This is a genomic window from Streptomyces sp. NPDC086554, from assembly GCF_040686095.1.
Lineage (GTDB): Bacteria > Actinomycetota > Actinomycetes > Streptomycetales > Streptomycetaceae > Streptomyces.
On the sequence record NZ_JBFBJK010000011.1, the window covers coordinates 249,427 to 275,249 of the forward strand.

At 70.9% G+C, this 25,823-nt stretch carries 23 protein-coding genes; 4 read left to right on the forward strand and 19 right to left on the reverse strand.

Annotated features, from left to right (window positions below):
• Nucleotides 1-149 precede the first annotated feature (149 nt).
• Together AB0O76_RS20500 and AB0O76_RS20505 are read left to right on the forward strand one after the other, a co-directional pair.
• On the forward strand, nt 150-1,010 hold the full coding sequence (locus AB0O76_RS20500; RefSeq protein ID WP_365492937.1) for a 3-hydroxybutyryl-CoA dehydrogenase: 861 nt from the start codon (nt 150-152) through the stop codon (nt 1,008-1,010).
• A 177-nt stretch (nt 1,011-1,187) separates the two neighbouring features.
• Nucleotides 1,188-1,445 (forward strand): hypothetical protein, encoded by a 258-nt coding sequence (locus AB0O76_RS20505; protein WP_135330413.1) that lies wholly within the window; start codon nt 1,188-1,190, stop codon nt 1,443-1,445.
• Here AB0O76_RS20505 and AB0O76_RS20510 read toward each other — a convergent pair.
• The 10 genes from AB0O76_RS20510 to infC all read right to left on the reverse strand — a co-directional run bounded on the left by AB0O76_RS20510 (nt 1,442) and on the right by infC (nt 12,652).
• Nucleotides 1,442-1,984: an NUDIX hydrolase gene (locus tag AB0O76_RS20510; protein ID WP_360772101.1), complete on the reverse strand. Its 543-nt coding sequence runs from the start codon at nt 1,982-1,984 to the stop codon at nt 1,442-1,444. The two genes, AB0O76_RS20505 and AB0O76_RS20510, sit on opposite strands and share 4 nt — an antisense overlap.
• 76 nt (nt 1,985-2,060) lie before the next feature.
• Nucleotides 2,061-3,410, reverse strand: coding sequence for a transcriptional regulator (locus tag AB0O76_RS20515; RefSeq protein ID WP_365492941.1), 1,350 nt, complete (start codon nt 3,408-3,410; stop codon nt 2,061-2,063).
• Between the two features lie 318 nt (nt 3,411-3,728).
• The gene (locus AB0O76_RS20520) at nt 3,729-4,883 is read right to left on the reverse strand and encodes a PP2C family protein-serine/threonine phosphatase (RefSeq protein WP_365492944.1); all 1,155 of its coding nucleotides are present in this window, start codon (nt 4,881-4,883) and stop codon (nt 3,729-3,731) included.
• A gap of 211 nt (nt 4,884-5,094) precedes the next feature.
• Complete coding sequence (gene pheT, locus AB0O76_RS20525; RefSeq protein WP_365492947.1) at nt 5,095-7,605, reverse strand: phenylalanine--tRNA ligase subunit beta; 2,511 nt, start codon at nt 7,603-7,605, stop codon at nt 5,095-5,097.
• Nucleotides 7,605-8,732: a phenylalanine--tRNA ligase subunit alpha gene (pheS, locus tag AB0O76_RS20530; protein WP_365492950.1), complete on the reverse strand. Its 1,128-nt coding sequence runs from the start codon at nt 8,730-8,732 to the stop codon at nt 7,605-7,607. The genes pheT and pheS overlap by 1 nt, the downstream gene beginning before the upstream one ends.
• Before the next feature lie 167 nt (nt 8,733-8,899).
• Entirely contained in the window at nt 8,900-10,015 is a 1,116-nt protein-coding gene (locus tag AB0O76_RS20535) for an ATP-binding protein (protein ID WP_365492953.1), read from the reverse strand.
• Nucleotides 10,016-10,067: 52 nt separating this feature from the next.
• The gene (locus tag AB0O76_RS20540; protein WP_365492956.1) at nt 10,068-10,913 is read right to left on the reverse strand and encodes an RNA methyltransferase; all 846 of its coding nucleotides are present in this window, start codon (nt 10,911-10,913) and stop codon (nt 10,068-10,070) included.
• A gap of 169 nt (nt 10,914-11,082) precedes the next feature.
• On the reverse strand, nt 11,083-11,469 hold the full coding sequence (gene rplT / locus AB0O76_RS20545) for a 50S ribosomal protein L20 (protein ID WP_360772118.1): 387 nt from the start codon (nt 11,467-11,469) through the stop codon (nt 11,083-11,085).
• 97 nt (nt 11,470-11,566) lie between these two features.
• On the reverse strand, nt 11,567-11,761 hold the full coding sequence (gene rpmI / locus AB0O76_RS20550) for a 50S ribosomal protein L35 (protein WP_161700734.1): 195 nt from the start codon (nt 11,759-11,761) through the stop codon (nt 11,567-11,569).
• 120 nt (nt 11,762-11,881) lie between these two features.
• Nucleotides 11,882-12,652, reverse strand: a complete 771-nt coding sequence (infC, locus tag AB0O76_RS20555) for a translation initiation factor IF-3 (RefSeq protein ID WP_365492960.1) — start codon at nt 12,650-12,652, stop codon at nt 11,882-11,884.
• A 273-nt stretch (nt 12,653-12,925) separates the two neighbouring features.
• Between infC and AB0O76_RS20560 the strand changes: the two genes are divergently transcribed.
• Nucleotides 12,926-13,303: a DUF1844 domain-containing protein gene (locus AB0O76_RS20560; RefSeq protein ID WP_135330423.1), complete on the forward strand. Its 378-nt coding sequence runs from the start codon at nt 12,926-12,928 to the stop codon at nt 13,301-13,303.
• 4 nt (nt 13,304-13,307) lie between these two features.
• On the opposite strand, the gene AB0O76_RS20565 is transcribed toward AB0O76_RS20560, so the two are convergent.
• From AB0O76_RS20565 to AB0O76_RS20575, 3 genes are all read right to left on the reverse strand, one after another.
• The gene (locus AB0O76_RS20565) at nt 13,308-14,090 is read right to left on the reverse strand and encodes an SseB family protein (protein WP_365492963.1); all 783 of its coding nucleotides are present in this window, start codon (nt 14,088-14,090) and stop codon (nt 13,308-13,310) included.
• Nucleotides 14,091-14,461: 371 nt separating this feature from the next.
• Nucleotides 14,462-15,634: a type VII secretion-associated serine protease mycosin gene (mycP, locus tag AB0O76_RS20570; protein WP_365492966.1), complete on the reverse strand. Its 1,173-nt coding sequence runs from the start codon at nt 15,632-15,634 to the stop codon at nt 14,462-14,464.
• Nucleotides 15,631-17,082: a hypothetical protein gene (locus tag AB0O76_RS20575; RefSeq protein WP_365492969.1), complete on the reverse strand. Its 1,452-nt coding sequence runs from the start codon at nt 17,080-17,082 to the stop codon at nt 15,631-15,633. The genes mycP and AB0O76_RS20575 overlap by 4 nt, the downstream gene beginning before the upstream one ends.
• Before the next feature lie 138 nt (nt 17,083-17,220).
• Between AB0O76_RS20575 and AB0O76_RS20580 the strand changes: the two genes are divergently transcribed.
• Entirely contained in the window at nt 17,221-18,423 is a 1,203-nt protein-coding gene (locus AB0O76_RS20580) for an amino acid deaminase/aldolase (RefSeq protein ID WP_365492972.1), read from the forward strand.
• Nucleotides 18,424-18,536: 113 nt separating this feature from the next.
• On the opposite strand, the gene AB0O76_RS20585 is transcribed toward AB0O76_RS20580, so the two are convergent.
• From AB0O76_RS20585 to AB0O76_RS20610, 6 genes are all read right to left on the reverse strand, one after another.
• A complete protein-coding gene (locus tag AB0O76_RS20585) occupies nt 18,537-19,487 on the reverse strand; it encodes a DUF2510 domain-containing protein (RefSeq protein ID WP_365492975.1) in 951 nt (316 codons plus the stop codon).
• 28 nt (nt 19,488-19,515) lie between these two features.
• Nucleotides 19,516-20,820: a haloacid dehalogenase-like hydrolase gene (locus tag AB0O76_RS20590; protein WP_365492978.1), complete on the reverse strand. Its 1,305-nt coding sequence runs from the start codon at nt 20,818-20,820 to the stop codon at nt 19,516-19,518.
• A 34-nt stretch (nt 20,821-20,854) separates the two neighbouring features.
• Nucleotides 20,855-22,147 (reverse strand): haloacid dehalogenase-like hydrolase, encoded by a 1,293-nt coding sequence (locus AB0O76_RS20595; RefSeq protein ID WP_365492981.1) that lies wholly within the window; start codon nt 22,145-22,147, stop codon nt 20,855-20,857.
• 103 nt (nt 22,148-22,250) lie between these two features.
• Nucleotides 22,251-23,033 carry a 3-oxoacyl-ACP reductase gene (locus AB0O76_RS20600; RefSeq protein ID WP_365492984.1) on the reverse strand — a complete coding sequence of 261 codons (783 nt, stop codon included), beginning with the start codon at nt 23,031-23,033 and terminating at the stop codon, nt 22,251-22,253.
• Nucleotides 23,034-23,040: 7 nt separating this feature from the next.
• The gene (locus AB0O76_RS20605) at nt 23,041-24,402 is read right to left on the reverse strand and encodes an aldehyde dehydrogenase family protein (RefSeq protein WP_365492987.1); all 1,362 of its coding nucleotides are present in this window, start codon (nt 24,400-24,402) and stop codon (nt 23,041-23,043) included.
• A 7-nt stretch (nt 24,403-24,409) separates the two neighbouring features.
• Nucleotides 24,410-25,780, reverse strand: coding sequence for a glutamine synthetase family protein (locus AB0O76_RS20610; RefSeq protein WP_365492989.1), 1,371 nt, complete (start codon nt 25,778-25,780; stop codon nt 24,410-24,412).
• Between the last annotated feature and the right edge of the window lie 43 nt (nt 25,781-25,823).

Here is a 25,823-nt window from a genome sequence, read left to right on the forward strand (position 1 = left end):
AACCGCTGCTTGTCCCGGACAGCATGCCCGACCCGGCACGTCATGCACGGGAGGTTCGGGAGTAACGTTCTTCGGCGGGGCAGGCACCGCGACCGAACGGGGGACCTGCCGGCCCGTTGATCAGCGAAAGGCACGAGGTGACCGACTCTATGCCCGACATCGAACGCGTCGGAGTAGTGGGCTGCGGCCAGATGGGCGCCGGGATCGCGGAGGTCTGCGCCCGCTCCGGACTGGATGTGATGGTCGCGGAGACCACCGGCGAGGCCCTGGAGATCGGCCGCACCCGGCTCTACAACTCCCTCTCCAAGGCCGCCGAACGCGGCAAGATCACGGAAGAGGAGCGGGACGAGACGCTCGCCCGGCTCAGCTTCACCACCGACCTCGGGGAGTTCTCCGACCGCGACCTGGTGATCGAGGCCGTCGTCGAGAACGAGGCGGTCAAGACCGAGATCTTCCAGGTGCTCGACCAGGTGGTGACCCGGCAGGACGCGATCCTCGCCTCCAACACCTCCTCCATCCCGCTGGTGAAGCTGGCCGTCGCGACCTCGCGTCCCGACCAGGTCATCGGCATCCACTTCTTCAACCCGGCCCCGGTGCAGCAGCTCGTCGAGCTGATCCCCGCGCTCACGACGTCCGAGGGGACGATCAGCCGCGCGCAGGCCATGGTCGAGAAGATCCTCGGCAAGCACGCGATCCGCGCCCAGGACCGCTCGGGCTTCGTGGTCAACGCGCTGCTCATCCCGTATCTGCTCTCCGCGATCCGGATGTTCGAGTCGGGCATCGCAAGCCGCGAGGACATCGACAACGGCATGGAGATGGGCTGCGCCCACCCGATGGGTCCGCTCAAGCTCGCCGACCTGATCGGCCTCGACACGGTCGCCTCGGTCGCCGACTCCATGTACGCCGAGTACAAGGAGCCGCTGTATGCCGCTCCCCCGCTGCTCCAGCGGATGGTGGACGCGGGCCGGCTCGGCCGCAAGTCCGGCTCGGGCTTCTACCCCTACGCCTGACATCTCGTACCGCACGCGGGCCCGGCACTCGACAGAGTGCCGGGCCCGCGGCGTTCACACACCGTGTGCGCAGTGGGCTCGCATATGCCCTTCGCACACTCTCCCGCCTTGGCCACCAGGCGAGTTGACTTTCCGTGCGCATCAGGGGGATGGACAGCTACAGAAAGGAGCGGACTCGTGACCGCCGACCCCGAGCATCGCGTGGTCCCGCACGAACTCGCCGAGTTACGCCGCAGCTTGGACGTGGGTCTGGCCCGCGTCGACGGACAGCTGGCGTTGCTCACCCAACACGACGAACAGAGCGTAAAGAACCAGGACGAACTGACCGTGCGGATCGCCGCACTCGAGCACACTCGCTGGCCGCTGCCCGCCCTTCTCGCCCTCACGGCGGTAGGCGCGCTCGCCGTGGCGGTCTGGCAGGCCATCGGCCACTAGTGCGCGTCCTGACCAAGTCGCAGGTGGTGCAGGAGCAGCAGCGCCGCCGCCATGTTGGCGGCCGGGACCTCACCACGGGCCACCATGTCGGGGACGAGTTTGAGTGGGACCCATTCACGGCGGTCGGACTCGAAGTCGTCCTCGGGATGGCCGATGTAGGTGCACTCGTCCGACCAGTAGATGTGGTGCCTGGCATCGGTGAGCCCGTTGGACGGCTCGACACTCATCAAGTGCCGTAACGGGCCCGGCCGCCAGCCTGTCTCCTCCTCCATCTCGCGGGCCGCCGCATACGCGATGTCCTCGCCGTCCTCGACGACACCCGCGGCCAGTTCCCAGCCCCAGCTGTCGGTGATGAAGCGGTGCCGCCAAAGGAGCAGCACCTCGTTGGCCTCATTGACGACGGTGGCCACGGCGACCGGCCGCAGCCGTATCAGGAAGTGGTCGAGATGCCGGCCGTCCGGCAGTTCGACATCCGCGAGGTTGACGGTGAACCATCGATTTCCATACACAGTTTGTTCGCTTTGTTTCGTCCACTGCACGGTTCTGCCACCTTCCGCCGAGTAGATGGCAATATCGCAGCAGCAGGGTGGTCAGAGCAGTGGTACGCGATTCAATTCACAGGGGTACGCGCAGTGCCCCGTCGATCAGCTCGGCCGCCTCGGCCGTGCCCGCGCAGTCGCTGCGTACGAGATGCTCACGCACAGCCCGCAGCCGGTCGCGCAGCCGCTGGGACTCCATCCCCCGTGCCTGTTCTGCCATTTCCACCGCCGTGGCCACGGCCTCGTCGGTGTTCCCCTGGCGCAGTTCGATCTGGCTGAGCATGGCGAGCCGGTGGACCCGGCCCCGGTCGTGCGCCGGGGTGTCCACGGCGGCCGCCGCGTGTTCACGTGCTCCCGTGAGGTCGCCGAGGCTGAGCAGCGCCTCCGCCACTTGTACGTTGACGAGTCCGGGCTGGACATAGCCGGTCTCGGCCGGCTCGCGTCCCCGCAGGATCCGGTCCGCCGCGGCTTCCGCACGCCGGATGCAGGACAGCGCGCTCCTGCCGTCGCCCAGATGCGCGTACGCCTTGGCCTGCATGGCGTACAGATCGGAGGCGAGTGCCGGGGTGAGGTCGCGCCCCGCGGCGCGCAGCGCGGCCTCCGCGAAGGCCACCGCCTGCCGGAACTCCCGCATGAACAGGGACTGGTTGACAAGAAGCGCGATGACATAGGCGCCAAGTCCCCGGTCACCGCTGGCCTTTGCCAGGCGCAGGGCCTGGTGGAAGTAGCGCTGGGCCAGGCCGTGCGCGTCCGAGTCGTAGGCGCAGATGCCCGCGATGGCCACCAACCCGCCGGTGGAGCGGTGCAGTTGGCGCCCTGTCGCGTCGGTGTAGCTGCCGCGGAGCAGCGGCGCCGCCTCGGCGTTGAGGAAGCCGACGATGCGGGTGCGCGTCGCGATGCCGCCCGTCTTGCGGTACATCTGCTCGTAGTGGGCACGGGCCGCGCGCATCATGTCGATGTCGGCCGTGCTGACGGGGTGCCGTCCGCCGCGTGAGACGTCCACGTCCTCGGGCGGGTTCTCCCACTCCCACACGGGCATCACCGCGGGGGTGCCGGTGACCGCGGGGGCGCCGAGCAGATGCGGGCGCTGCTGTTCGTCGGAGCGCCACAGTGCGGTGGCCCGTTCCACGAACCCCGAAAGCGTCGAGGCCGCGGAGCCGAGTCTCGCGGCCGGCAGGCCCGGCACGCCGAGGCCGATGTCGTCGAGGGTCACGGGGCGCTGGAGCCGCCCCGCGAGGACTTCACAGATCAGGTCGGGCACCTGGCCGCGCGGACGCTGGCCCTTCAACCAGCGGGAGACGGCGGTGTGTTCGTAGCGCAACGCGAGACCTCGCCGCTTCCCGGCCTGGTTGACATGGGCGGCCAGGCCCGCGTGGGAGATTCCGGCTTCGTCGAGGATCGCGTCGAGCAGGGTGTTGGGCTGCATGGAGGCCCTCCGGTGGCTCGGTGTGGCCAGCGTAGTAGAGGTGTCTTCACACGGGGTGTGAACGGAGTGCGCGAATCCGGGGGGTGCGCGCTCTGCCCGCGGCCACTCCCGTCACGCTTGACTGAGATTCCTCACAAGGAGGCCGGCCGGGCCGCCGGCTCCCCCTCGAAAAGTGCGGCGGCCCTCACTGGCGCCGTCCGCCCCGCTGTCTGCCCGACAACTCCAAGGCGGGGCCGGGCGGCGCATGGCCGGCGCCGACGGCCGGCTGACCAGGCGTCAGTTCATCGTGACCTGGCGTCAGTTCATCGTGACCTGGCGTCAGCTCATCGTGCTCGCGCTGCGCACCGCCTCACCCTGTAAGGGCACCCGCTTGCGGTCGTTGCGCAGGACGAGCAGCGCCGCGTCGTCGGCGGGCAACCGTCCGGTGTGGCGCAGGAGTTGGTCGTACACCGCGCGGATCACGGCCTGCGGCACCACCGGCGGGACCCGCACCGCTTCGGTGAGCGCCGCCTGTAACGGGAAGAACCGCCCGGCCGCGTCCCGCGCGTCCTCCATCCCGTCCGTGTGCAGCACGAGCGCCTCCCCCGGAAGGAGCGAACCGCAGTGCAGCAGGGGCAGTTCGGCCGGCAGCGGAAAGGGCCCGAGCGGCGGCAGCGGCTCACCGCCGCGGACCGGCTCGGCCCGGCCGCTCAGGCGGTGCGGCCAGGGGTGACCGCAGTTCAGCGCGGTCACCTCGCCGTCCGGACCGATCTCCATCAGGAGTACGGTCACGAACTCCTCGGCCACGGGACTCTCGGGCGCCGCTCCGCCGCCCGCCGGATGCTCGGCCCGCGACCGCTCGCGCAGATGCCGCCCGAGGGCCCGCTCCAACCGCCGCAGCACGAGGGGCAGTTCGGGCTCCTCGTACGCCGCATCGCGGAAGCTGCCGAGCACCGCGGCGGCCGTCGCGAGCGCGGCGAGGCCGTGCCCGCGGACATCGCCCATGACGACGCGGACGCCATGGTCGGTGGCCGCGACCTCGTACAGATCGCCGCCGACGGAGGCGCCCCGGGATGCGGAGAGCCGCCCGGCCGCGACGGTGAGACCCTCGACGCGCGGCGGCAGCGGCCGAAGGAGCACGTTCTGGGCGGCTCCGGCGACCTCGCGCAGCTGCCGCAACTCCCGCAGCAGAACGCCTCGGACGTGCAGTATCAGACCCGTGCCGACCGCGAAGAAGACGGCGCTGGTGACGATCCGGGCGCCGAGGCCGTCCTGCTGGGCGAGCGGGCAGGCGAGTTTGTACGTGGTGGCGACGGCGCCCCACACCGTCGGCAGACCGAGCGTGAGCGCGCGCCGGATCCGCGGCGGGTCGGCACGGGGCAGCCTCCGTCCGGTCGGCGCTCCGGTCGGCGCTCCGGTCCTCGCCCGGAACCTGCCCCGGCGCCGCGCCGTGAGCAACATCCGGCGGGGAGCTCCAGCCCTGATACGGATCATGCCGACGGCCCCCCTTAAGGCCCTGTTCAGCGTGCAGGCCGTGCAGCCGCGCGGATCAGCCCCTGCGGCCGGATAGATTCTGTCGACCGCATGGGCCGATCGGGCCAGAGAGGGCTTACTAGTCACTCAAACGAGTGAAGGGCGTACCCGGAGGTCCGGATACGCCCTTCTTTGCGCCCCTTGTGCGCCTGGCGACGACTACAGGGGGTGACTACGCTCCGCGCAGCACCGCACCCGTCCGCTCCGCCGCGAGGGCGACGGCCGCGTCACGGGCCGCGGAGGCCTCGTCGACGGTCAGCGTGCGGTCGGCCGCGCGGAAGCGCAGCGCGTACGCAAGCGACTTCTTGCCCGCGCCGATCTGCTCGCCGGTGAAGACGTCGAACAGGCGGATGGACTCAAGGAGTTCACCCGCTCCCTCGCGCAGCACCTTCTCGACGTCGGCGGCCGGGACGTTCCCGTCCACGACGAGCGCGACGTCCTGCGTGGCGACCGGGAAGGTGGAGATCTTCGGCCCCTGCGGGACACCGGCGCTCGCGTCCTCCAGACGGTCCAGGTCGAGCTCCATCGCGCAGGTGCGCGCGGGCAGACCCAGCGCCTTGACGACGCGCGGGTGCAGCTCACCCGCGTACCCGATGACCTGCTCGGCGCCGTCGATCACCACGGCGAGCTCGGCGCACCGGCCCGGGTGCCAGGGACCGTACTGGCCCTGGCGCACGAGCAGTTCGGTGCCCGACTCGGCGGCAAGGGTGCGCGCGGCCTCGACCGCGTCCGCCCAGTCCGCCGGACGGCCCTTGCCCCACCAGCCGGCCTGCTCGCGGGCGCCCGCGAGGACGACAGCGGCATGCCGCGGCTGGACGGGGAGCGCCTCGGTCAGGGAGGCGATCTCCTCGTCGGTGGGACGCCGGTCGACGGGCAGCCGCACGGCGATGCGCTGCTCCTCGCGCGGCTCGAAGACGAGCCCCGTCTCGAAGAGCGCGAGGTCGTGGCTGCCCCGGCCCTCGTTGCGGCGCAGCGCGCCGAGCAGCCCCGGAAGCAGCGTCGTACGGAGCGCGGGCTCCTCGTCGGAGAGCGGGTTGGCCAGCTTCACGACGCGGCGCTTGGGGTCGCCGGGCTCCAGGCCGAGCTGGTCGAAGACCTGCTCGCCGATGAACGGGTAGTTCGGCGCCTCGACGAAACCGCTGCCCGCAAGGGCGCGGCCGATGCGGCGGTGCAGCCGCTGCCGGTCGGTCAGGCCACGGCCCGCGGGGGGCTTGGGCAGCGTCGACGGCAGGTTCTCGTACCCCTCGAGCCGGATGACCTCTTCGGCGAGGTCGTTCGGCTCGGTCAGGTCGGGGCGCCAGGACGGCACGGTGACCGTCAGGGCGTCCTGGCCGTAGACGTCGCAGCCGACCTCCTGGAGGCGGCGGACGACGGTCTCGCGGCCGTAGTCCATGCCCGCGACCTTGTCCGGATGGTCGGCGGGCATGCTGATCGTGCGGGGCGCGGAGGGCGCGATGACCTCGGTGACCCCGGCGTCGGCGGTGCCGCCCGCAAGGAGGACGAGCAGGTCCACCGTGCGCTGCGCGGCGGCGGACGCGGCCTGCGGGTCGACGCCGCGCTCGAAGCGCTTGGCCGCCTCGGAGGGCAGCTTGTGGCGCCGGGCGGTGCGGGCGATGGAGATCGCGTCGAAGTGCGCGGCCTCGACGACGACGTCGGTGGTACCGGCAGCCTCTTCGTGATCCGCGATCTCGGTGTTGGCGCCGCCCATGACGCCCGCAAGGCCGATCGGGCCGCGGTCGTCGGTGATGACCAGGTCCTCGGCGTCGAGGACGCGCTTGGCGCCGTCGAGTGTCGTGAACTTCTCGCCCTGCTCGGCCCGGCGCACGCCGATCGTGCCCTCGATGCGGGAGCGGTCGTACGCGTGCAGCGGCTGGCCGAGCTCCAGCATCACGTAGTTGCTGATGTCGACGGCGAGCGAGATCGGGCGCATGCCCGCCTTCTGCAGGCGGCGCTTGAGCCAGATCGGCGAGCGGGCCTCGGGCTGCAGGCCCGTGACCGTGCGCGCGGTGAAGCGGTCGCAGCCACGCGGGTCGGAGATCTTCACCGGGTAGCCGGCGGAGTTCGGCGCGGGCACGTCCAGGAGCGCCGGGTCGCGCAGCGGCAGGCCGTACGCGGTGGCGGTCTCGCGGGCGACGCCGCGCATCGACAGGGCGTAGCCGCGGTCGGGCGTGACGGCGATGTCCAGGACCTCGTCGACCAGCTCGAGCAGCTCGATGGCGTCGGTGCCGACCTCGTGCTCGGGCGGAAGCACGATGATGCCGCCGCTGCCGTCGTCGCCCATGCCCAGCTCGTCGCCGGAGCAGATCATGCCGTGCGAGGTCTTGCCGTACGTCTTGCGCGCGGCGATCTTGAAGTCGCCGGGCAGGACGGCGCCGGGCAGCACGACGACGACCTTGTCGCCGACGGCGAAGTTGCGCGCTCCGCAGACGATCTCCTGCGGCTCGCCCGTGCCATTGGCCTGACCGACGTCGACGGTGCAGAAGCGGATGGGCTTCTTGAACTCCGTCAGTTCCTCGATGGTGAGGACCTTGCCGACGACCAGGGGGCCGGTGAGGCCGGCGCCGAGCTGCTCGACGGTCTCGACCTCGAGGCCGACCTCGATCAGCTTGGCCTGTACGTCACGGCCGGTCTCGGTGGTGGGGAGATCGACGTACTCCCGCAGCCAGGAAAGCGGGACCCGCATCAGATCTCCATCCCGAAGGGCCGGGTGAACCGGATGTCACCCTCGACCATGTCTCGCATGTCTTCGACGTTGTGGCGGAACATCAGCATCCGTTCGATGCCGAACCCGAAGGCGAATCCGCTGTACTTCTGGGGGTCGACGCCGCAGGCGGTGAGCACCTTCGGGTTGACCATGCCGCAGCCGCCCAGCTCGATCCAGCCCTCGCTGCCGCAGGTGCGGCAGGGGCGGTCCGGGTTGCCCACGGACTCGCCACGGCACACGTAGCAGACCATGTCCATCTCGGCGGACGGCTCGGTGAACGGGAAGTAGTTCGGGCGCAGCCGCGTCTTCATGCCCGCGCCGAAGAGCGACTGGACCATGTGGTCCAGGGTGCCCTTGAGGTCGGCCATGGTCAGGCCCTCGTCCACGGCGAGCAGCTCGATCTGGTGGAAGACCGGGGTGTGCGTCGCGTCCAGCTCGTCCGTGCGGTACACACGGCCGGGGCAGACGATGTAGACGGGCGGCTCGCGGTCGAGCATCGCGCGGGCCTGCACGGGGGACGTGTGCGTCCGCAGTACGACACCCGACTCGTCTCCCTCGGTCCCCTTGGGGCCCTCTACGAAGAACGTGTCCTGCATCTGCCGGGCCGGGTGGTCCGGGGTGAAGTTCAGGGCGTCGAAGTTGAACCACTCCGCCTCGACCTCGGGGCCCTCCGCGATCTCGTAGCCCATGGCGACGAAGACGTCCGCGACGCGCTCCATGAACGTGGTCAGCGGGTGCCGGGCACCGGCCGGGACGCGATCGTACGGCAGCGTGACGTCCACCGCCTCCTCGACCAGGACCCGGGCGTCGCGCTCGGCCTCGAGCTCGGACTGGCGGGCGGCCAGGGCCTTGCTCACCGCGCCGCGCGCCATGCCGACGCGCTTGCCGGCCTCGGCCTTGGCCTGCGGGGGCAGCGCGCCGATCTCGCGGTTGGCGAGCGCCAGCGGCGAGGTGCCGCCGGTGTGCGCGACCTTGGCCTCGTGGAGTGCGTCGAGGGAGTCCGCGGCGGCGAAGGCGGCGAGCGCCTCGTCCCGCATGCGCTCGATCTCTTCAGGTTTCAGTGCCTCGACCTCAACAGGGTCGTACGACTTGTTCGGTGCCGACATCTCTTCCCGTGCTTCCGGTTGGCTGGTGATGGTCCCCGTCTACGACTCGGAGACGAATCGTCCACATAGGGGGACGCAAACGTGCCAAGGATCGAGTCTAACGGGGGTGGCGCAGGTGAATGAGCCCGCGGGCGGTGCTCGGGCGGATCAAAGGTGATCAGTGATGATCAGAGGAGATACGCCGGAGTGCCCACGGGCAACGTAAATCGGAACTGAGCGCCGCCGGCCGGCGCGCGGCCGACGGTGATCGTCCCGCCGTGCGCCTCCACGATGCCCTTCACGATGTACAAGCCAAGTCCCGTCCCGCCGCGCTTGCTGCCCCGCCAGAAGCGGGTGAAGACACGGCCCATCGATTCCTCCGGAATGCCGGGGCCCTCGTCGCTCACGGTCACGGCCGTCGAGCAGGTCACCGAGGACGCCACATCAATGGTGACGGTTCCCTCGCCGTGCCGCACGGCATTTTCCAGGAGGTTGCTGAGCACCTGGTCGATCTTGTCGGGGTCGGCCCAGAGGTCGGGCAGCGGCTGCTCTATCCGTACGAGGAAGCGGTCCGCGTCCTGGCCCGAGGCGACATGGGCCTGGACGTGGCGGCCGACGGCTGCGCCGATGTCGACGGGCTGCCGGCGCAGTTCGAGCCGCCCGGAGTCGATCCTTGAAATATCGAGGAGCTCGGCGATGAGCCGGGTGACGCGGTTGGCGTCGGCGTCCACCGTCTCCAGCATCAGTTTCTTCTGGTCGTCGGTGAACCGCTCCCACTTGGCGAGCAGCGTCGCCGTGAAGCCCTTGACGGAGGTGAGGGGCGAGCGGAGCTCATGGGCGACCGTGGCGATCAGCTCGGCATGGCTGCGTTCGGTGCGGCGGCGGGCCTCGGTGTCGCGGATGGACACGACGACACGGCGGACGGGCCCGGTGGGCGCGGTGCGCACATAGCGCGCGGAGACGAGGACCTCACGCCCGCCGGGGAGCAGCAGATTGCGCTCGGGCTGGGCGAAGCGGGTGGCGAGGCCGCCGTACGGATCGGTGAGCTGCCACCAGCGGCGCCCTTCGAGGTCCTCTAAAGGCAGGGCGAGCTCCAGCGGGGAGCCCAGGGCGTCGGCGGCACGGACCGCGGTGATGCGTGCGGCCGCGGTGTTGAAGCAGATGACGTGGCCCGTCTCGTCCGCGACGACGAGGCCGTCGGGCAGCTCGTCCGGGTCCAGGCCCAGGCTGCCGAGCCCGCCCGGGTCCGCGCGGGTGCGCAGGACGGTCTGCGCTCCCGGTGATCTGCTCGTGCCGATGCTCATTCCCCGTACCCCACCTCTCGGACCGGCGTGGGCCCCCGAGCCCGTCACACTACTAGCTGGGGGTTACGGAACGGCACCCTCCCACGGCACGCTGTGCACGGGCGGAGGCATAGAGGCACACCGCCGCCGCCGTCGCGAGGTTGAGGCTCTCGGCTCTGCCGTGGATCGGAACGCGCACCACGGCGTCGGCGAGTGCGCGGGTCTCTTCCGGAAGCCCCCAGGCCTCGTTGCCGAAGACCCAGGCGGACGGCGTCCCCATGGTGCCCTTGTCGAGCTCGTCGTCGAGGTCGTCCTCGCCCGCTCCGTCGGCGGCGAGGATGCGTACGCCCGCGTCCTTCAGCCCCTGCACGGCCCGCTCGACGGGTACGCCGACGGCGACGGGCAGATGGAAGAGCGAACCGACCGAGGCGCGCACGCACTTGGGGTTGTAGAGATCCACGGAGGCGTCCGTGAGGATCACCGCCTCGGCACCCGCGGCATCGGCGCACCGCAGCACGGTGCCTGCGTTCCCGGGGTCGCGGACGTGCGCGAGCACGGCGACGAGCTTGGGCCGGGCGGCGAGGATGTCCTCGAAGGGCGTGTCCAGAAACCGGCAGACCCCGACGAGCCCCTGAGGCGTCACGGTCGTCGAGATGTCGGCGATGACGTCCTCGTCGGCGAGATGCACCCGGGCCCCGGCGGCGCGGGCCTCCCCCACGATGTCGGCGTACCGCTCGGCGGCGTCGACGGTCGCGAACAGCTCCACCAGCGTGTCCGAGTAGGCAGCGGCCTCCCGCACGGCTTGTGGCCCCTCGGCGAGAAACAGCTGCTCCTTACCCCTGAAGTTCCGCTTGGCCAGCCGCCGTGCGGCGCTGACGCGGGGGGATTTGGAGGAGATCAGCTCAGGAGCGGCGGGCATCAAGTCACCTTCGGGGTGCGGGAATTGAACGGGGGCGGTCGGGCCCCGTAAGGGGCGCGGGGAACTGCGCGACCAGCCCCCACGACCCGCAGTCGGCAGACAGCGGACGCAATCGGACCCGCAAGCCACAGGCTTGCGGGTCCGGTCACGGCTCAGCTCAACGCACGGCTTAGGCGGCAGCCTTCGGCGCGTTGACGTCCGACGGCAGAGCCTTCTGCGCAACCTCAACGAGCGCCGCGAAGGCGTTCGCGTCGTTGACGGCCAGCTCCGCGAGAATCTTGCGGTCCACCTCGATGTTGGCGGCCTTCAGACCCTGGATGAAGCGGTTGTAGGTGATGCCGTTGGCGCGGGCAGCGGCATTGATGCGCTGGATCCACAGCTGACGGAAGTCGCCCTTGCGCTTCTTGCGGTCGTTGTAGTTGTAGACCAGGGAGTGGGTGACCTGCTCCTTGGCCTTGCGGTACAGGCGCGACCGCTGGCCGCGGTAGCCGCTGGCCGCTTCGAGGATCGCCCGACGCTTCTTGTGGGCGTTGACTGCCCGCTTGACGCGTGCCACTTGTTAACTCCTTGTAGCGGGGCCGTGGTTGTCTTCACACGACCCGGTATCGATTGGGTCCCGGTCAGAGGTCGGGCGCCGTGTCCGGCGCCCAAGCTCACTTGCCGAGAAGCTTCTTGATCTTCTTGGCGTCGCCCGGGGCCATCTCGGCGTTGCCGCTGAGGCGACGCGTCAGACGGGACGACTTGTGCTCGAGCAGGTGGCGCTTGCCGGCGCGCTCACGGAGCACCTTGCCGGAGCCGGTGATCTTGAAGCGCTTGCTGGCACCGCTGTGCGACTTGTTCTTCGGCATAGCGCCGTTCTCTCCTCGTCAGTGGCACTCCCCGCCGGTTCCAGTTCCTGCGAACCGGCGGCAGGGAGCGTCAGATGTATCAGTTGTCATCCGGGGCGCGCGTGGGAGGCGCGTCCCGGATCAGGCCTCGGCAGGCTCCTCGGCGGGCGCCTCGGCCTCGGCGGACTCGGCCGACTCCTCTGCGGAGTCGTCCCCGCGGCCCTGTCGCTCGGCCTTGCGGGCGGCCTGGGCTTCGCGGGCCTCGGCCATGGCTTCGGTCTTCTTCTTGTGCGGACCGAGGACCATGATCATGTTTCGGCCGTCCTGCTTCGGGTTCGACTCGATGAACCCGAGGTCTTCGACGTCGTTCGCGAGACGCTGCAGCAGTCGGTAGCCGAGCTCCGGCCTGGACTGCTCGCGACCACGGAACATGATCGTGATCTTGACCTTGTCGCCCTGCTTGAGGAACCGGACGACGTGACCCTTCTTGGTGTCATAGTCGTGCGGGTCGATCTTCGGCCGGAGCTTCATCTCCTTGATGACCGTGTGCGCCTGGTTCTTGCGCGCTTCACGGGCCTTCATGGCCGACTCGTACTTGAACTTCCCGTAGTCCATGAGCTTGCACACGGGCGGACGGGCGTTCGCCGCGACCTCGACCAGGTCCAGGTCGTACTCCTGTGCAAGCTCCAGGGCCTTGGCAAGCGGAACAATCCCGACCTGCTCGCCGCTGGGACCGACAAGTCGCACCTCGGGAACGCGAATCCGGTCGTTGATGCGGGGCTCGGCGCTGATGGATCCTCCTCGGTAGCACCACGCGGCGGTCTGGCGGACAGCCGCGTTACGTCTGTGTATTCGGACCAACAGCTTCGGCGCATAAAAAATGCCCCAGCCGATCACAGGAAGGGGCTCCATTACTACCGGAGCACCTCCGCGTTGATCGCGGGGCGCATCTCGGGCGGGCCGCAGTCTCGGGGACTGTGGCCGCCTGACCGGTGACCCGCCGCTCCGGGGAGTGGCCAGGTGGGAAGCGGAGCCTCCACTTGTGGGCCGGGTTCCTTGCGTTTGGACGCGAGTATCCGGCCGGTCGTTACACAAGGTTAGCAGCTCCCCGGGGGTGCGGCTAACCAGCGTGCACGCGGACTCCCGCGGCGCCGCCCGTTCGGGGCTCCGCTTATCGTGTGGGACATGAGCGACGCGACCCCCACCCCCGAGTCCCCCGCAGGCGACTCCCCCGACTTCGACACCCTGACCCGTGACATCGCGGACGTCCCCGCAGTCGAGGTGATCACCACGGTGGCGGTCCACCTGATGAGCGCCGCGGCCGTGAACCTCGGCCTTGCCGAGGGCGGCGAGGGCCACAAGGACCTGGACGAGGCCCGCAAGCTGATCCACTCCCTGGCCGGTCTCATGGACGCGAGTGCGACGGAGATCTCCTCGTTCCACGCGGCCCCGCTGCGCGACGGCCTGAAGTCGCTGCAGCTGGCCTTCCGCGAGGCCTCCGACGTGCCGGACGAGCCGGGTCAGGGCCCGGGCGAGAAGTACACGGGCCCGGTCTTCGGCTGAGTCCTCACACCGTACGTACGTAAAGGGGCTCGCCCGGTGGCGTCGCCTCGGCCGGCAGCAGTGCCAGGTCGAGACCGCTCAGCAGGCGGGCCCTCAGTGTTTCGTCGGCCGCCAGGTGCCGGGCCACGCGCTGGGCGGCTTCGCCGGGGGCGGCGGAGGGGTCGATGACGAGGGCGAGGGTGCCGTCCGCGGTGCCTGCGCCGAGGTAGGCGCGCAGGACGGCGGGCTCGGCGGCGACGGCGGAGCGCACGGCCGCGGTGACGGCGGGGTCGCTCAGCGGGTCCTGGCTGTGCCGACCCTCGGAGAGGGCGATCAGGGCGGAGCGGTTGATCTCGTACGGGACGGGGCCCGCGAGGTCGAGCACGATGGTGTCGGCCTGCTCGTGGGCGGCGGCCGCGAGGGCCTGGTGCAGCGGCACGGCGACGGGCCTGGCCTCCGGGTCCCACAGGGCGAGGGACGCGGTCGAGGTGAAGGCGGGCAGCGCCTTGCGGTTGCCCGCCTTGAGGGTGGGCACCGCCATGTCGCTGGTCTTCTCGCGACGCAGGCCGCCCTCCCGTCTCCCACCACCACCCTTATGAAGAGCTTCGCGCCCCTCATGATTGTCCTCCTCGACCTCGCCGAGGACGGCGACGACGGGGACGAGCAGCCGGGCGCCCGCGAGGGCTTCGAGGACCGGGCCGTGCGCGGTGCGGTCATCGGCCCAGGCGGCGAGCGCCGCGCCAAGCCGAGGATCAGCCGCCCCGTCGTCGTCGGAGAAGCCGGGGTCGGGAATGTTCTTGTTCGCCACGTCCCTGACCCTACCGAGAGCCTCAAGCCCGGCTTCCCCTCGGGCCGCACCACAGGTGGACGGCCGCCGCCAGGAGAGCCACGCCAGGGCGCCGGTGAGCGAGGCAGCCCGGCCGACGGGAAGGGCATCGCCCCGGCCGGAGTCCGCCCGGGCCCGAAGGAATCCCTCCGCGCCCCACAGTCCCAACCACCTATCAGGAAACGCCGGACCGATTCCCCCTCGACCCACGCCACAAGTACACAGCCGCCACTAGGAGCGCCACGCCAGGGCGCCCGTCAGCGGGGCGGCCCGGCCGACGGGACAGGCATCGCACCGGCCGGAGTCCGGGCCCGGGCCGAAGGAATCCCTCCGGGCCCCACGGTCCCGACCACCTATCGGGAAACGCCGGACCGGTTCCCCCTCGGCCCACGCCACAAGTACACAGCCGCCACGAGGAGCGCCACGCCCAAGCCCCCCGCGACCGGCCCCACCCAGCCCGCCGGGCCGTCGTCGCCCCGGTCGGGGTCCGGGCCCGGGCCGAAGTACTTCTTGCCGTACGCCGCCGAGCTCAGCCCCTGCGGCTTCAGCGTGCCGCCATCGGCGATCGCGGCCGCCGGGTCGATGAAGCCGAAGCCGCGGGAGTCGTCGCGGCCGCCGCCCGGCACGTCGCGGGCGGTGTCCTCGATGAGCTGCTTGATCTGGGCAGGGGTCAGGCCGGGGTGGGCGTCGCGGATCAGCGCGACGGCCCCCGAGACGAACGCGGAGGCGGCGCTTGTGCCCCACCCCTCGTAGTACTCGCGGTCCGGGTCGGCGATGACGATGTCCTTGCCGGGCGCGCTGACGGTGGCGTACCAGCGGCGGGTGGAGAAGGAGGCGCGGTCGCCGTCCTCGTCGACGGCGGTGGCGGCGATGACGCCGGGATAGGCCGCCGGGTAGGAGATGTGGTCGCCGCGTTCGCCGCCGTTGCCCGCGGACGCCACGACGACGGCGCCCTTCTTCAGGGCGTACTGGACGGCCGCGTCCTCGGCGGGTTCGGGGTGGGCGGACTTGGAGTCGTCGCCGAGGGAGAGGTTGATGACGTCGGCGCCGTGGTCGGCGGCCCAGCGGATGCCGTCGGCCAGGGCGTTGCCCCGGGTGTTGCGGGCCTTCGCGCGGGCCGGGTCGCCGTCCTCGAGGATCACGCGGATCGGCATGATCTTCGCTTCCGGGGCGATGCCGAGCACGCCGTCACCGCCGCCCGCGCCGTGTCCGTGGCCGGCGATGATGCCGGCCATGGCGGTGCCGTGCCGGGCCCAGGGTCGGTCGCCCCGCTTCGCGCCGAAGCCGACCATGTCCTTGCCCTCCAGGACGTTGCCCTTCAGGTCGGGGTGTTCGGCGTCTACGCCGGTGTCCAGGACGGCGACGGTGATGCCCTTGCCCTTGGTGGTCTGCCAGGCCCGGTCGGTGTGCATGGCGTCCAGGGCCCACTCCTGTGCGCGGATGCCGTCGTCGGCGTGCGCGACGGTGGGCAGCAGGGCGAGGGACCCGGCGAGCACGGCGGCGGTCGCCAACTGGCGGATTCTCATGAGGACTTCTCCGTGGCCGCGATGGTCTTGCGCAGGCCCCGCTCGACGCGGTCGGCGATGCCCTTCGCCTCGTTGCCGAGACCGGCCTGGGCGGGGGCGGAGGTGGCTGACGTCTTCATGGCCTCGTCGGCGGGCTCGGGTTCGGTGACCGTGCGGCCGTCGGCGAAGCCGGAGACGGCGAAGGCGACGACCGGGGCGTCCGGCAGGACGGACACGGTCCAGGAGGCGCGCTGGGCGTCGCCGAAGTCGGCGGCCGGGGTGCCCTTGGCGGCGTACGGCCGTGGCATCAGGTCGGCGCGCCGGTCGAGGCCCTCTTCCGTGAAGCGGCCGCGCAGGGAGCGCATCGCGTCGGCGTCGGCCTTGGTGAACAGCAGGCCAACCGTGGTGACATGACTGCGGGTCGCGTCCGTGTACGTGGCGCGAAGCAGCCGCAGGCAGCCTGCCGGGGCGAGCGCCTTGTGCAGGAGCGGGTCGAAGGCCGCCTTGCAGCCGCTGTCGGGGGCGACGGCTATCCGGGTCCAGGTGCGGTCGGCGCCGCCGGGGCCCGCGCCCTCGCCCTTGATGGTGACGGGGAAGAGCCGGTCGACGGGCACGCTGTGCCAGAGCTCGCCCGCGACGGCGTACGCGCTCTGTGTGGTGCCCGCTCCTTCGGCGTCGCCGGTCAGCCAACTCCCGGTGGCCGCACCGCCGATGAGCCCGAGGCCGAGCACCACACAGGCAGCGGCGGCGGCCGCCCTGGGGCGCGCCCAGGAGCGGACGGGCCGCAGCCGGGTGGTGCTGTCGTCGTACAGCGCGGGCCGCGCGAACGTCACGAAGGGGCGCCCCGCGTCGGGCCCCGGCGTCAGGTCGACGGAGCCGACTGCCCGGCGGGCTGCGGTGGTTCGGGGGGATGTCGCCTCGGACACCGCAGCGGGCTTCGGCGGCACCGGCGGGGGCAGCCTGTAGTCGGCGGCGTCCGCGGCGGTCTCGTTCACGGGCTCGGCGCCTGTTCCGTTCTCTCCGAGGCGGGGCGGGACGGCAGGCTCCGGTGGGACGACCGGAGGGGCAGCCGGGGCAGGGTCCTGCTCCGGCTCCCGTATCCGCGTCGTACCGGTCGTCGCCGACGGCGGCGGCGCATCCGGGAAGCGGGCCGATGCGGGCGGCGGTGGCGGGGACGCCGGGGTCAGGGATGCCGCGTCGCCCTCCTGGTCCACCGGCTTCGGGGAATGCGCCGGGGCAGGGGAGACGGGCTGCCGTACGCGGTCGAAGGGGGCAAGGAGGTCCCCGAGGACGGAGTCGCGGTCGCCGTCGGGGGGCTCGGCGGCCGGGTCCACCGGCGGAACGTCCGGGTCCACGGGCGGAACCGGCGGGCGCAGATCCGGGAAGCGGGCCGTGGCGGGCGGCTGCGGCGGCGGGGGTGGAGTCGCGGGCTGTGGCGGGACGGGAGTCCGCCGCGCTTCCGTGCTCATGCACCCCCCGTTTCCTCGCTCTTGTGCGCGTAACTCTAAAGGCAGACGCAGGTCGGCAGGGAACCAGTCCGCGGGCCGGGGCGATCTGCCCGGATCATCCCCCTACCCTCTGGTAATTGTGTCTGGCAGGCTTCGGCCATGACAGGCCGCGCCGCAGACCGAGCCCGCTACGACCGGGCCACCGCACACCTGGACGCCCCGCTCGCGATCGTCGATCTGGAGGCGTTCGATGCCAACGCCGACGACCTCGTGCACAGGGCCGGCGGGAAGCCGATCCGGGTCGCGAGCAAGTCCGTGCGCTGCCGGGCCCTGCTTGAGCGGGTCCTGGCCAAGGACGGCTTCGCGGGGATCATGTCGTTCACGCTGGACGAATCGATCTGGCTGGCCCGTTCCGGGTTCGATGACGTGCTCCTCGCCTATCCGTCGGCCGACCGCGCCGGCTTCGCCGAGCTCACCGCCGACCCGAAGCTGGCCGCCTCCGTGACCGTGATGGTCGACGACCCGGCGCAGCTGAAGCTCATCGACGAGGCAAGGGGCGACGGGACCGAGGAGGTGCGGGTCTGTCTGGAACTGGACACCGCCTTCAAGGTCCTCGGGGGGCGGGTGCGGATAGGGGCACGGCGCTCTCCGCTGCACTCCCCCGTCCAGGTCGCCGCCCTGGCCCGCGCCGTGGCCCGGCGGCCCGGCTTCCGGCTTGTGGGCGTGATGGCGTACGAGGGGCATGTGGCCGGCGTCGGTGACGCGATCGCGGGGCATCCGGTCAGGTCGCGGGCGATCCGGATGATGCAGAGGGCGGCCCGCAAGGAGCTCGCGGTCCGCCGTGCGGAGACCATCCGCGCGGTGCGTGCGATCGCGCCGGACCTGGAGTTCGTCAACGGCGGCGGCACGGGCAGCGTCCAGCACACGGCGGCCGAGGACGCGGTGACCGAGATCGCCGCCGGGTCGGGTCTGTACGTACCGCGGCTCTTCGACAACTACACGTCGTTCAGCGGGCGTCCGGCCGCCCTCTTCGGGCAGCCCGTGGTGCGCAGGCCCGGCGTCGGCACGGTCACGGTGCTCGGCGGCGGCTACCCGGCGTCGGGCGCCGCGGGCCCCGACCGCTCCCCCGTGCCGTACCTCCCGGAAGGGCTGCGCTACGACCCGCAGGAGGGCGCGGGCGAGGTGCAGACCCCGCTGCTCGGCGCCCCCGCGGACGACCTCCTGATCGGCGACAAGGTGTGGTTCCGGCATGCCAAGGCCGGGGAAATGTGCGAGCGGTTCGAGGTCCTGCACCTCGTGGAGGGCGACCGCGTGACGGCCACGGTGCCGACGTATCGCGGCGAGGGCCACACGTTCCTCTGAGCGGTCTTGTCGAAGTACGGTGCGGTTCCGTGCCCTGAAGGAGCGCGGGGAACTGCCCGACCAGCCACATGCGGCCCGCAGATCGGGACCGGTCTTCCCAGCGGAGCGCCACGTCAGGGCGTGGCGCTCACGCTGTTGCCGACGCCGCCGCTCGTCCCGTCCTCGCCGATCGTCCGGATGCCCTTGGTCATCTTGTCGAGGTCGGCGAGGGGCGGCGCGCCGTCCCCGGCGTCGATGGCGAAGCGGACGATGACCGGCGCCTCGGACCCGAGGCTGGAGGGGAAGGCGAGCGACTGGACGTATCCGCCCGGGCCCTTCTCGGTGTGGACGCGCCAGCGGACGAGGTATCCGGAGCGTCCTGCGACCGCCACGCTCCCCTCCTTCACCTTCTCGTGCCGCGTGATGCCGCCGAACAGTTCCCGGCCGATCGCGTCCTCGTCGTACGCCCGGTCCGCCGCGTCCTTGATGTCGCCGAGGGCCAGCGCCTTGGGCGAGCGTTCGTCGGTGGCCGTCGCCGTGCGGGAGTACACCATGCCGTGCCGGCAGAAGCTGCCCTCGCCGGGGCAGTCGTAGGTGTCGGGCGTCCAGATGGTCGGGTCGCTGCCGACGGTGTTGTCGGCCTTCTCCCAGCCGTCGAGGACGGGGATCGTGATGCCGTTCAGCTGGTCCACGAGGTGGGAGGGGTCCGGGTCGGGCGCCGACGTGGTGGGCGTCGGTGAGGTCGGCGACGGGGTGTCCACCGGCTCCGACGTGGTCGGCGCGGGATCGCCACCCGTCGGCTCGCCGTCGTCGCCGCCGAGCACCACGACGCCGGTGACGATCGACGCGACCAGGACGACTCCGGCGACGGTCAGCGCGACGGCCTTGGCCCGGCCGCCTCCCCCTGAAGGCACCGGCAGCTGCTGCGTCGGCGGGCCGAACCCCGGCTGCCCCTGGCCCGCTTGAGGGGCTTCGGGCGCGCGCCGGTGCTCGGTCCAGGCAGACCCGTCCCACCAGCGTTCGACGTGCTGTCCCGGTTGGGCCGACGGGTCCGCGTACCAGCCGGGAGGGGGCGACATGCTCATCCCGGCACTCTAAGTCGTGCCGCGAAGATCAGAACACCGAGTCCGCCTGATCAGGCACGACCGAGCCGTCCTCGCGCAGGACCGGGCCCTTGCTTCCGTCGTGTTCGTTGTACGCGGCCGTCGAGCACGGGTACGGGTCCGTCTTGCGCGGCAGCGGCTCGATGAACATGGGGTTGACCACCCAGCGGCCGTCGGCGTTGTCGTAGGCGCGGCACATGAACTCGCTCTTGTTGCGGTTCAGGACCAGGTGCGCGCCGGTCGCGTCGCCGACGAACGTCACGTCCGTGTCGGCGTCGCCGCCGCCGAGCGCGATGCGGTGGGACCAGTCCTGCTTGTCCCAGGCCGACTTGCCCTTGACGCCGTAGATCTCCTGGTTGATCCAGCAGCGCTTGCCGTCGATGTAGGGGATGGCCTCGCCCTGGTTGACGGGGACGTCGCCGCAGCCCTGGTTCCAGGTGGTGATGCGGCCCTTGCGGTCGAGGACGGAGCGGATGGCGATGGTGTGCTTCCGGTCGATGCCGACACCCCCCTTGCCGCCAGCCCAGACTTCGGCGACCGGCTCCGAGCCCGCCGAGACGATGTAGACGTCGAACCCGGCCTTCTTGAGCGTACGGATCAGGTCACGCTGCTGCTCGTAGTAGCGGATGTAGCCGGGGATCTCGTGGGTGCCGACCTTCTGCGTGGCGCCGATGGGGGCGGCGAGCGCCTCCTTGCGGGCCTTCGCCGCGTACGACTCCAGCTCCTTCACGGTGTGTCCGGCGAAGAGCTGCGGCACCCAGGCGTACTGGGGGACGGTGTGGCGGTGGTCCCACTCGCCCGCGAAGGCGGCGGCGCCGCTCATCGTCTTGCCGTCCTCACGCACCTCGAAGATCTCGTCGGCGCAGGCGGTGTCCGTGGAGGTGGGCAGCGGCGCGCCGACGGGCACGTCGGTGCCGCAGGCGGCAGTGAGTGCCCGGTCGGCCTCGTCCGTCAGCCACTTGCTGGTGGACTTCCAGGTGGCGGGGCGCAGGATCTTGTCGTGGTGCAGGGCCCAGGCGATCGTCGCGTCGGTGACGTCGTTCTTGGCGACGGTGTTGTCCCAGTCGAAGGCGGCGACGGGACGCTTCTGATCGTGCCCCCGGTGGGAGCCGCAGCGGCCGCGCTCGTCGATCATCTGCTGCAGCCGGTCGCGGTTGTCGCCGTACCAGGTCAGTTTCTTGGACAGCTGCGGGCAATGGGCCTTCGCAGCGGGGGAGTTCGCGGGCGTGGCGGCGGCCACGGGGAGTGCAGCCGGCACGGCCGCCAGAGTGGCGGCCGTGGCCAGCGTCAACGCCAAGGCATGTCTGTTGCGCATGCGCATGGACCGTACATCAATCCCTGAGGCCTGGTCAGGTCCCATGCACCGTGTCCTGCTGGTCGGGGATGACGGACCCGTCCGTGCGGCGTACCGGGCCCTCGGCGCCGTCCCGTTCGGTGTAGCCGGTGCTTGCGCAGGGGTAGGGCTCGGCGAGCCTGCCCTTGGGTTCGATGAACATGGGGTTGACCAGCCAGCGGCCGTCGCCGTTGTCGTAGGCGCGGCACATCAGCTCGCTCTTGTTGCGGTTCAGGACGAGGCGCAGGGCCGTGGCGTCGCGCAGGAAGGAGATGTCGGTGTCGGAGTCGCCCGCGGCGAACACCTGGCGCCGGTCGGCGGGTTGGACCTTCTCGGCGGCCGCGCCGCGCACTCCGTAGATCTCCTGGTTGATCCAGCAGCGCTTGCCGTCGATGTACGTGATCATCGAGTCGTCGCCGTCCTCGACGGTGCCGCAGCCCTTGAGGTGCCCGGTGAGCGTGCCGTGCGCGGTGACGTTGCGGATGCCGATGGTGTGCCGGGCGTCGACGCCCACGCTCCGCGCCCAGACCTCGGCGACGGGCTCGGGCGACGCGGAGACCACGTACACGTCGAATCCGGCCTTCTTGAGCGTACGGATCAGATCCCGCTGCTGGTCGTAATAGCGGACCCAGCCGGTGAACTTGCCGGTGCCGACGGTCTGTTCGGTGCCGATGGGCGCGGCGAGGTTCTCCTTGCGGGCGGCCGCCGCGAAGCCCTTGATCTGGCGCGTTGACCAGCCCTGGGTGAGCTGGGCGAGCCAGGCGTATTGGGGCTCCATGCGGCGGTGGTCGAAGCCGTCGAAGGCCGCTTCGCCGCTCTTGGTGGTGCCCTCGGCGTAGACCGAGGCGATCTCGTCGGCGCAGTCCGTGTCGCGGCCCGTCGGCAGGGTGCTGCCGGTGGCGGGGCAGGCCTTGGTGAGGGCCTTGGCCGCGGGGGCGGTGAGGTAGCGGCTCGTGGTGTGCCAGTCGGCGTTCTTCGGCGTACGTATCTTGCTGTTGCGAAGGAGCCAGAACATGGTGGCGTCGCCGACGTCGTTCTTGATGACCGTGTTGTCCCAGTCGAAGGTGGCGACGGGCTTGGCGCCGCCTCCGCGGTGCCGCTCGCCGCACTTCCCGTACGTGTCGATCATCTTCTGGATCCGGGCCTTGTTCTCCCCGTACCAGCCCTTGGAGACCGTGAGCGCGGGGCAGTGCGCGGCCCCGGGGCGAGCGGGCTGGGTGGCTTCGGCGGTGGCCTGGACGGTGACGAGACCGGCTCCGGCGACGGCGAGTACGGCGGCGGCCGCGGTGGCGCGGCGCTTGAAGTTCACGAACACACTCCCGTGTTTACGCAGGTCAGCCGGGCGTCGTGCGACGCCCGGCTGACGGGTGGGTGGCTTCTGGGTGAACTGCTGGGTGAACTGCCGGAGGGGCCTACAGCGGGGTGACGTACGCTCCCGTGAGCCCGCCGTCGACGAGGAAGTCCGTGGCGTTCACGAACGAGGCGTCGTCGCTGGCGAGGAACGCCACGGCGGACGCCATCTCGTCGGCCTCGGCGAAGCGGCCCACGGGGATGTGCACGAGGCGGCGTGCGGCACGCTCGGGGTCCTTGGCGAACAGCTCCTGGAGCAGCGGGGTGTTGACCGGGCCCGGGCAGAGCGCGTTGACGCGGATGCCCTCGCGGGCGAACTGCACGCCCAGCTCGCGGGACATAGCGAGGACGCCGCCCTTGGACGCGGTGTACGAGATCTGGGACGTCGCGGCGCCCATCCGGGCCACGAACGACGCGGTGTTGATGATCGAGCCCTTGCCCTGGCGCCGCATGTAGGGGATGGCGGCCTTGCAGCACAGGTACACGGAGGTGAGGTTGACCTCCTGGACGCGCTTCCAGGCCTCAAGGCCCGTGTCCAGGATGGAGTCGTCGTCGGGCGGCGAGATGCCCGCGTTGTTGAAGGCGATGTCGACCGAGCCATAGGTGTCGTACGCGGTCTTGAAGAGCGCCTCGACCTGCTCGGCGTCGGTGACGTCGACCTTGACGAAGGTCCCGCCGACCTCATCGGCGGCGGCCTTGCCCGCACTCTCGTCGATGTCGCCGCAGACGACGTTGGCGCCCTCGGAGGCGAGGCGGCGCGCGGTGGCGAGGCCGATGCCGCTGCCGGCACCGGTGATGACGGCGGTGCGGCCGACAAGACGGCGGCAGATGTTCTGTTCAGTCATGAGTGGCTCAGGCCTCCGTGCTTTCCGTGCTGATGAAGACGTTCTTGGTTTCCGTGAAAGCGGCGAGCGCGTCCGGGCCGAGCTCACGGCCGAGTCCGGACTGCTTGTAACCCCCGAACGGGGTCCAATAGCGCACGCTGGAATGCGAGTTGACGGACAGGTTCCCGGCCTGGACAGCTCCCGACACCCGCAGCGCACGGGCCACGTCGCGCGTCCAGATGGAGCCGGACAGGCCGTACTCGGTCGCGTTGGCGAGGCGGATCGCGTCGGCCTCGTCATCGAAGGGCAGGACGACGGCGACAGGACCGAAGACCTCCTCCGTCGCCACCGGCGCGTCCGCGTCGACGTCGGTGAGCAGCGTCGGTGGGAACCAGAAGCCGGGGCCTTCGGGGGCCGTGCCGTGGATTCCGCTGCCCGGCGGGACGTACGAACGCACCCGTTCCAGCTGGGACTTGGAGATCAGCGGGCCCATCTGTGTCTTCTCGTCGGACGGGTCGCCGACGACGATCGACTCGACGGCGGGCCGCACGATCTCCAGGAAGCGGTCGTACACCGAGCGCTGCACGAGGATGCGGGTGCGGGCGCAGCAGTCCTGGCCGGAGTTGTCGAGATACGACATCGGGGTGGCCAGGGCGGCGGCCTCCACGTCGGCGTCGGCGAAGACGATGTTCGGGCTCTTGCCGCCGAGTTCGAGGGTCAACCGCTTCACGCGGTCGGCGCACTTGCTCATGATCTGCTTGCCGACGCGGGTCGACCCGGTGAACACGATCTTGGCGACGCCGGGGTGCTCGACCAGGGCGTTGCCCGCGACGTCGCCGGCGCCGGGCAGGACCTGGAAGAGACCTTCGGGAAGGCCCGCCTCCAGGGCGAGTTCGGCGAGCCGGAGCGCGGTGAGCGGGGTCGTCTCGGCGGGCTTCAGGATGACCGCGTTGCCGGCTGCGAGCGCGGGGGCGGTGCCCCAGGCGGCGATCGGCATGGGGAAGTTCCAGGGCGCGATGACGCCGACGACGCCGAGGGGTTCGAGGATCGTGACGTTCAAGCCGCCGGGCACGGGGATCTGACGGCCGCTCAGCCGTTCCACTCCCCCGGCCGAGAAGTCGAGGAGGTCGCGGACGTTGCCCGCTTCCCAGCGCGCGTTGCCGATGACGTGCCCGGCCTCGCGCACCTCCAACTGGGCGAGTTCTTCCAGGTGTTCGTCGACCGTCGTCGCGAAGCGGCGCAGCAGCCGGGCTCGGTCCGCGGGGGCTGTGGCGGCCCACTGCGCCTGTGCTTTGGCCGCGCGCACGACCGCGGCATCGACGTCCTGCGCGGTGGCGGCGGGGACGGTCGCGACGACCTCTTCCGTCGCCGGGTTCAGTACTTCCAGCAAGGGTGCCTCACATACGTTCGAAGGAGCGGCGGAGCTCCCAGTCGGTCACCGCGGAGTCGAAGGCGTCCAGCTCGACCCGGGCCATGTTGCTGTAGTGCGCGACCACCTCGTCGCCGAAGGCGGCCTTGGCGATGGGGCTGTTCTCCCAGAGCTCGGCGGCCTCGCGCAGGGTGGTGGGCACATGCGCGTAGTCGCCGGTGTAGGCGTTGCCCGTGCACTCCTCGGGCAGTTCCAGCTTCTGCTCTATGCCGTGCAGGCCCGCGGCCACGAGCCCGGCGACCGCGAGGTGCGGGTTCACGTCGCCGCCGGGGAGGCGGTTCTCGAAGCGCATCGAGCGGCCGTGGCCGACGACGCGCAGCGCGCAGGTGCGGTTGTCGTAGCCCCAGGCGGCGGCGGTCGGCGCGAACGAGCCCGGCCGGAACCGCTTGTAGGAGTTGATGTTGGGCGCGTAGAGGAGCGAGAAGTCCCGGAGCGCGGCGAGCTGCCCGGCGAGGAAGTGGCGCATGACGGGCGACATGCCTCCGGGATCGTCCGAGGAACCCGCCATGGCGTTGTTGCCGTCGGCGTCCGCGAGGGAGAGGTGGATGTGACAGGAGTTGCCTTCGCGCTCGTTGTACTTGGCCATGAAGGTGATCGAGACACCTTCCTGGGACGCGATCTCCTTGGCGCCGGTCTTGTAGATGGCGTGCTGGTCGCAGGTGACGAGGGCGTCGTCGTAGCGGAACACGATCTCGTGCTGGCCGGGGTTGCACTCGCCCTTGGCCGACTCGACGACGAGTCCGGCGGCCGCCATGTCGTTGCGGATGCGGCGCAGGAGCGGCTCGATGCGGCCGGTGCCGAGCACGGAGTAGTCGATGTTGTACTGGTTGGCCGGGGTCAGGCCCTTGTAGCCGGAGTCCCAGGCCTGCTCGTAGGTGTCCTTGAAGACGATGAACTCGAGCTCCGTGCCGACGTTGGCGGTGTAGCCGAGCTCCGCGAGCCGGTCGAGCTGGCGGCGCAGGATCTGCCGGGGCGCGGCGACGACGGGCGATGAGTCGTTCCAGGCGAGGTCCGCGATGAGCATCGCGGTGCCCTCGTTCCAGGGGACGCGGCGCAGGGTGCTCAGGTCGGCGTGCATCGCGAAGTCGCCGTAGCCGCGGTCCCAGGAGGACATCGCGTATCCGTCGACGGTGTTCATCTCCGTGTCGACGGCCAGGAGGTAGTTGCAGCCCTCCGTGCCGTGCTCCAGGACGTCGTCCAGGAAGAAGGGTGCGGCGAACCGCTTGCCCTGGAGCCGCCCTTGCATATCGGGGAAGGCCAGGACGACAGTGTCGATCTCGCCGCTCGTGACGAGAGCACGCAGCTCTTCGACCCCGAGCGGGGGTGTGCGGTCTGCCACGGGAAAATCCTCCTTGGGTCAGCCGAGAGCCATAAGGTATTGC

Coding starts and splice junctions, on each gene's coding strand:
- AB0O76_RS20500 (WP_365492937.1), top strand. CDS start 150: ATGCCCGACATCGAACGCGTCGGAGTAGTGGGCTGCGGCCAGATGGGC.
- AB0O76_RS20515 (WP_365492941.1), bottom strand. CDS start 3,410: ATGCAGCCCAACACCCTGCTCGACGCGATCCTCGACGAAGCCGGAATC.
- AB0O76_RS20520 (WP_365492944.1), bottom strand. CDS start 4,883: ATGATCCGTATCAGGGCTGGAGCTCCCCGCCGGATGTTGCTCACGGCG.
- pheT (WP_365492947.1), bottom strand. CDS start 7,605: ATGCGGGTCCCGCTTTCCTGGCTGCGGGAGTACGTCGATCTCCCCACC.
- pheS (WP_365492950.1), bottom strand. CDS start 8,732: ATGTCGGCACCGAACAAGTCGTACGACCCTGTTGAGGTCGAGGCACTG.
- AB0O76_RS20535 (WP_365492953.1), bottom strand. CDS start 10,015: ATGAGCATCGGCACGAGCAGATCACCGGGAGCGCAGACCGTCCTGCGC.
- AB0O76_RS20540 (WP_365492956.1), bottom strand. CDS start 10,913: ATGCCCGCCGCTCCTGAGCTGATCTCCTCCAAATCCCCCCGCGTCAGC.
- rpmI (WP_161700734.1), bottom strand. CDS start 11,761: ATGCCGAAGAACAAGTCGCACAGCGGTGCCAGCAAGCGCTTCAAGATC.
- infC (WP_365492960.1), bottom strand. CDS start 12,652: ATGGAGCCCCTTCCTGTGATCGGCTGGGGCATTTTTTATGCGCCGAAG.
- AB0O76_RS20560 (WP_135330423.1), top strand. CDS start 12,926: ATGAGCGACGCGACCCCCACCCCCGAGTCCCCCGCAGGCGACTCCCCC.
- mycP (WP_365492966.1), bottom strand. CDS start 15,634: ATGAGAATCCGCCAGTTGGCGACCGCCGCCGTGCTCGCCGGGTCCCTC.
- AB0O76_RS20575 (WP_365492969.1), bottom strand. CDS start 17,082: ATGAGCACGGAAGCGCGGCGGACTCCCGTCCCGCCACAGCCCGCGACT.
- AB0O76_RS20580 (WP_365492972.1), top strand. CDS start 17,221: ATGACAGGCCGCGCCGCAGACCGAGCCCGCTACGACCGGGCCACCGCA.
- AB0O76_RS20585 (WP_365492975.1), bottom strand. CDS start 19,487: ATGAGCATGTCGCCCCCTCCCGGCTGGTACGCGGACCCGTCGGCCCAA.
- AB0O76_RS20590 (WP_365492978.1), bottom strand. CDS start 20,820: ATGCGCAACAGACATGCCTTGGCGTTGACGCTGGCCACGGCCGCCACT.
- AB0O76_RS20600 (WP_365492984.1), bottom strand. CDS start 23,033: ATGACTGAACAGAACATCTGCCGCCGTCTTGTCGGCCGCACCGCCGTC.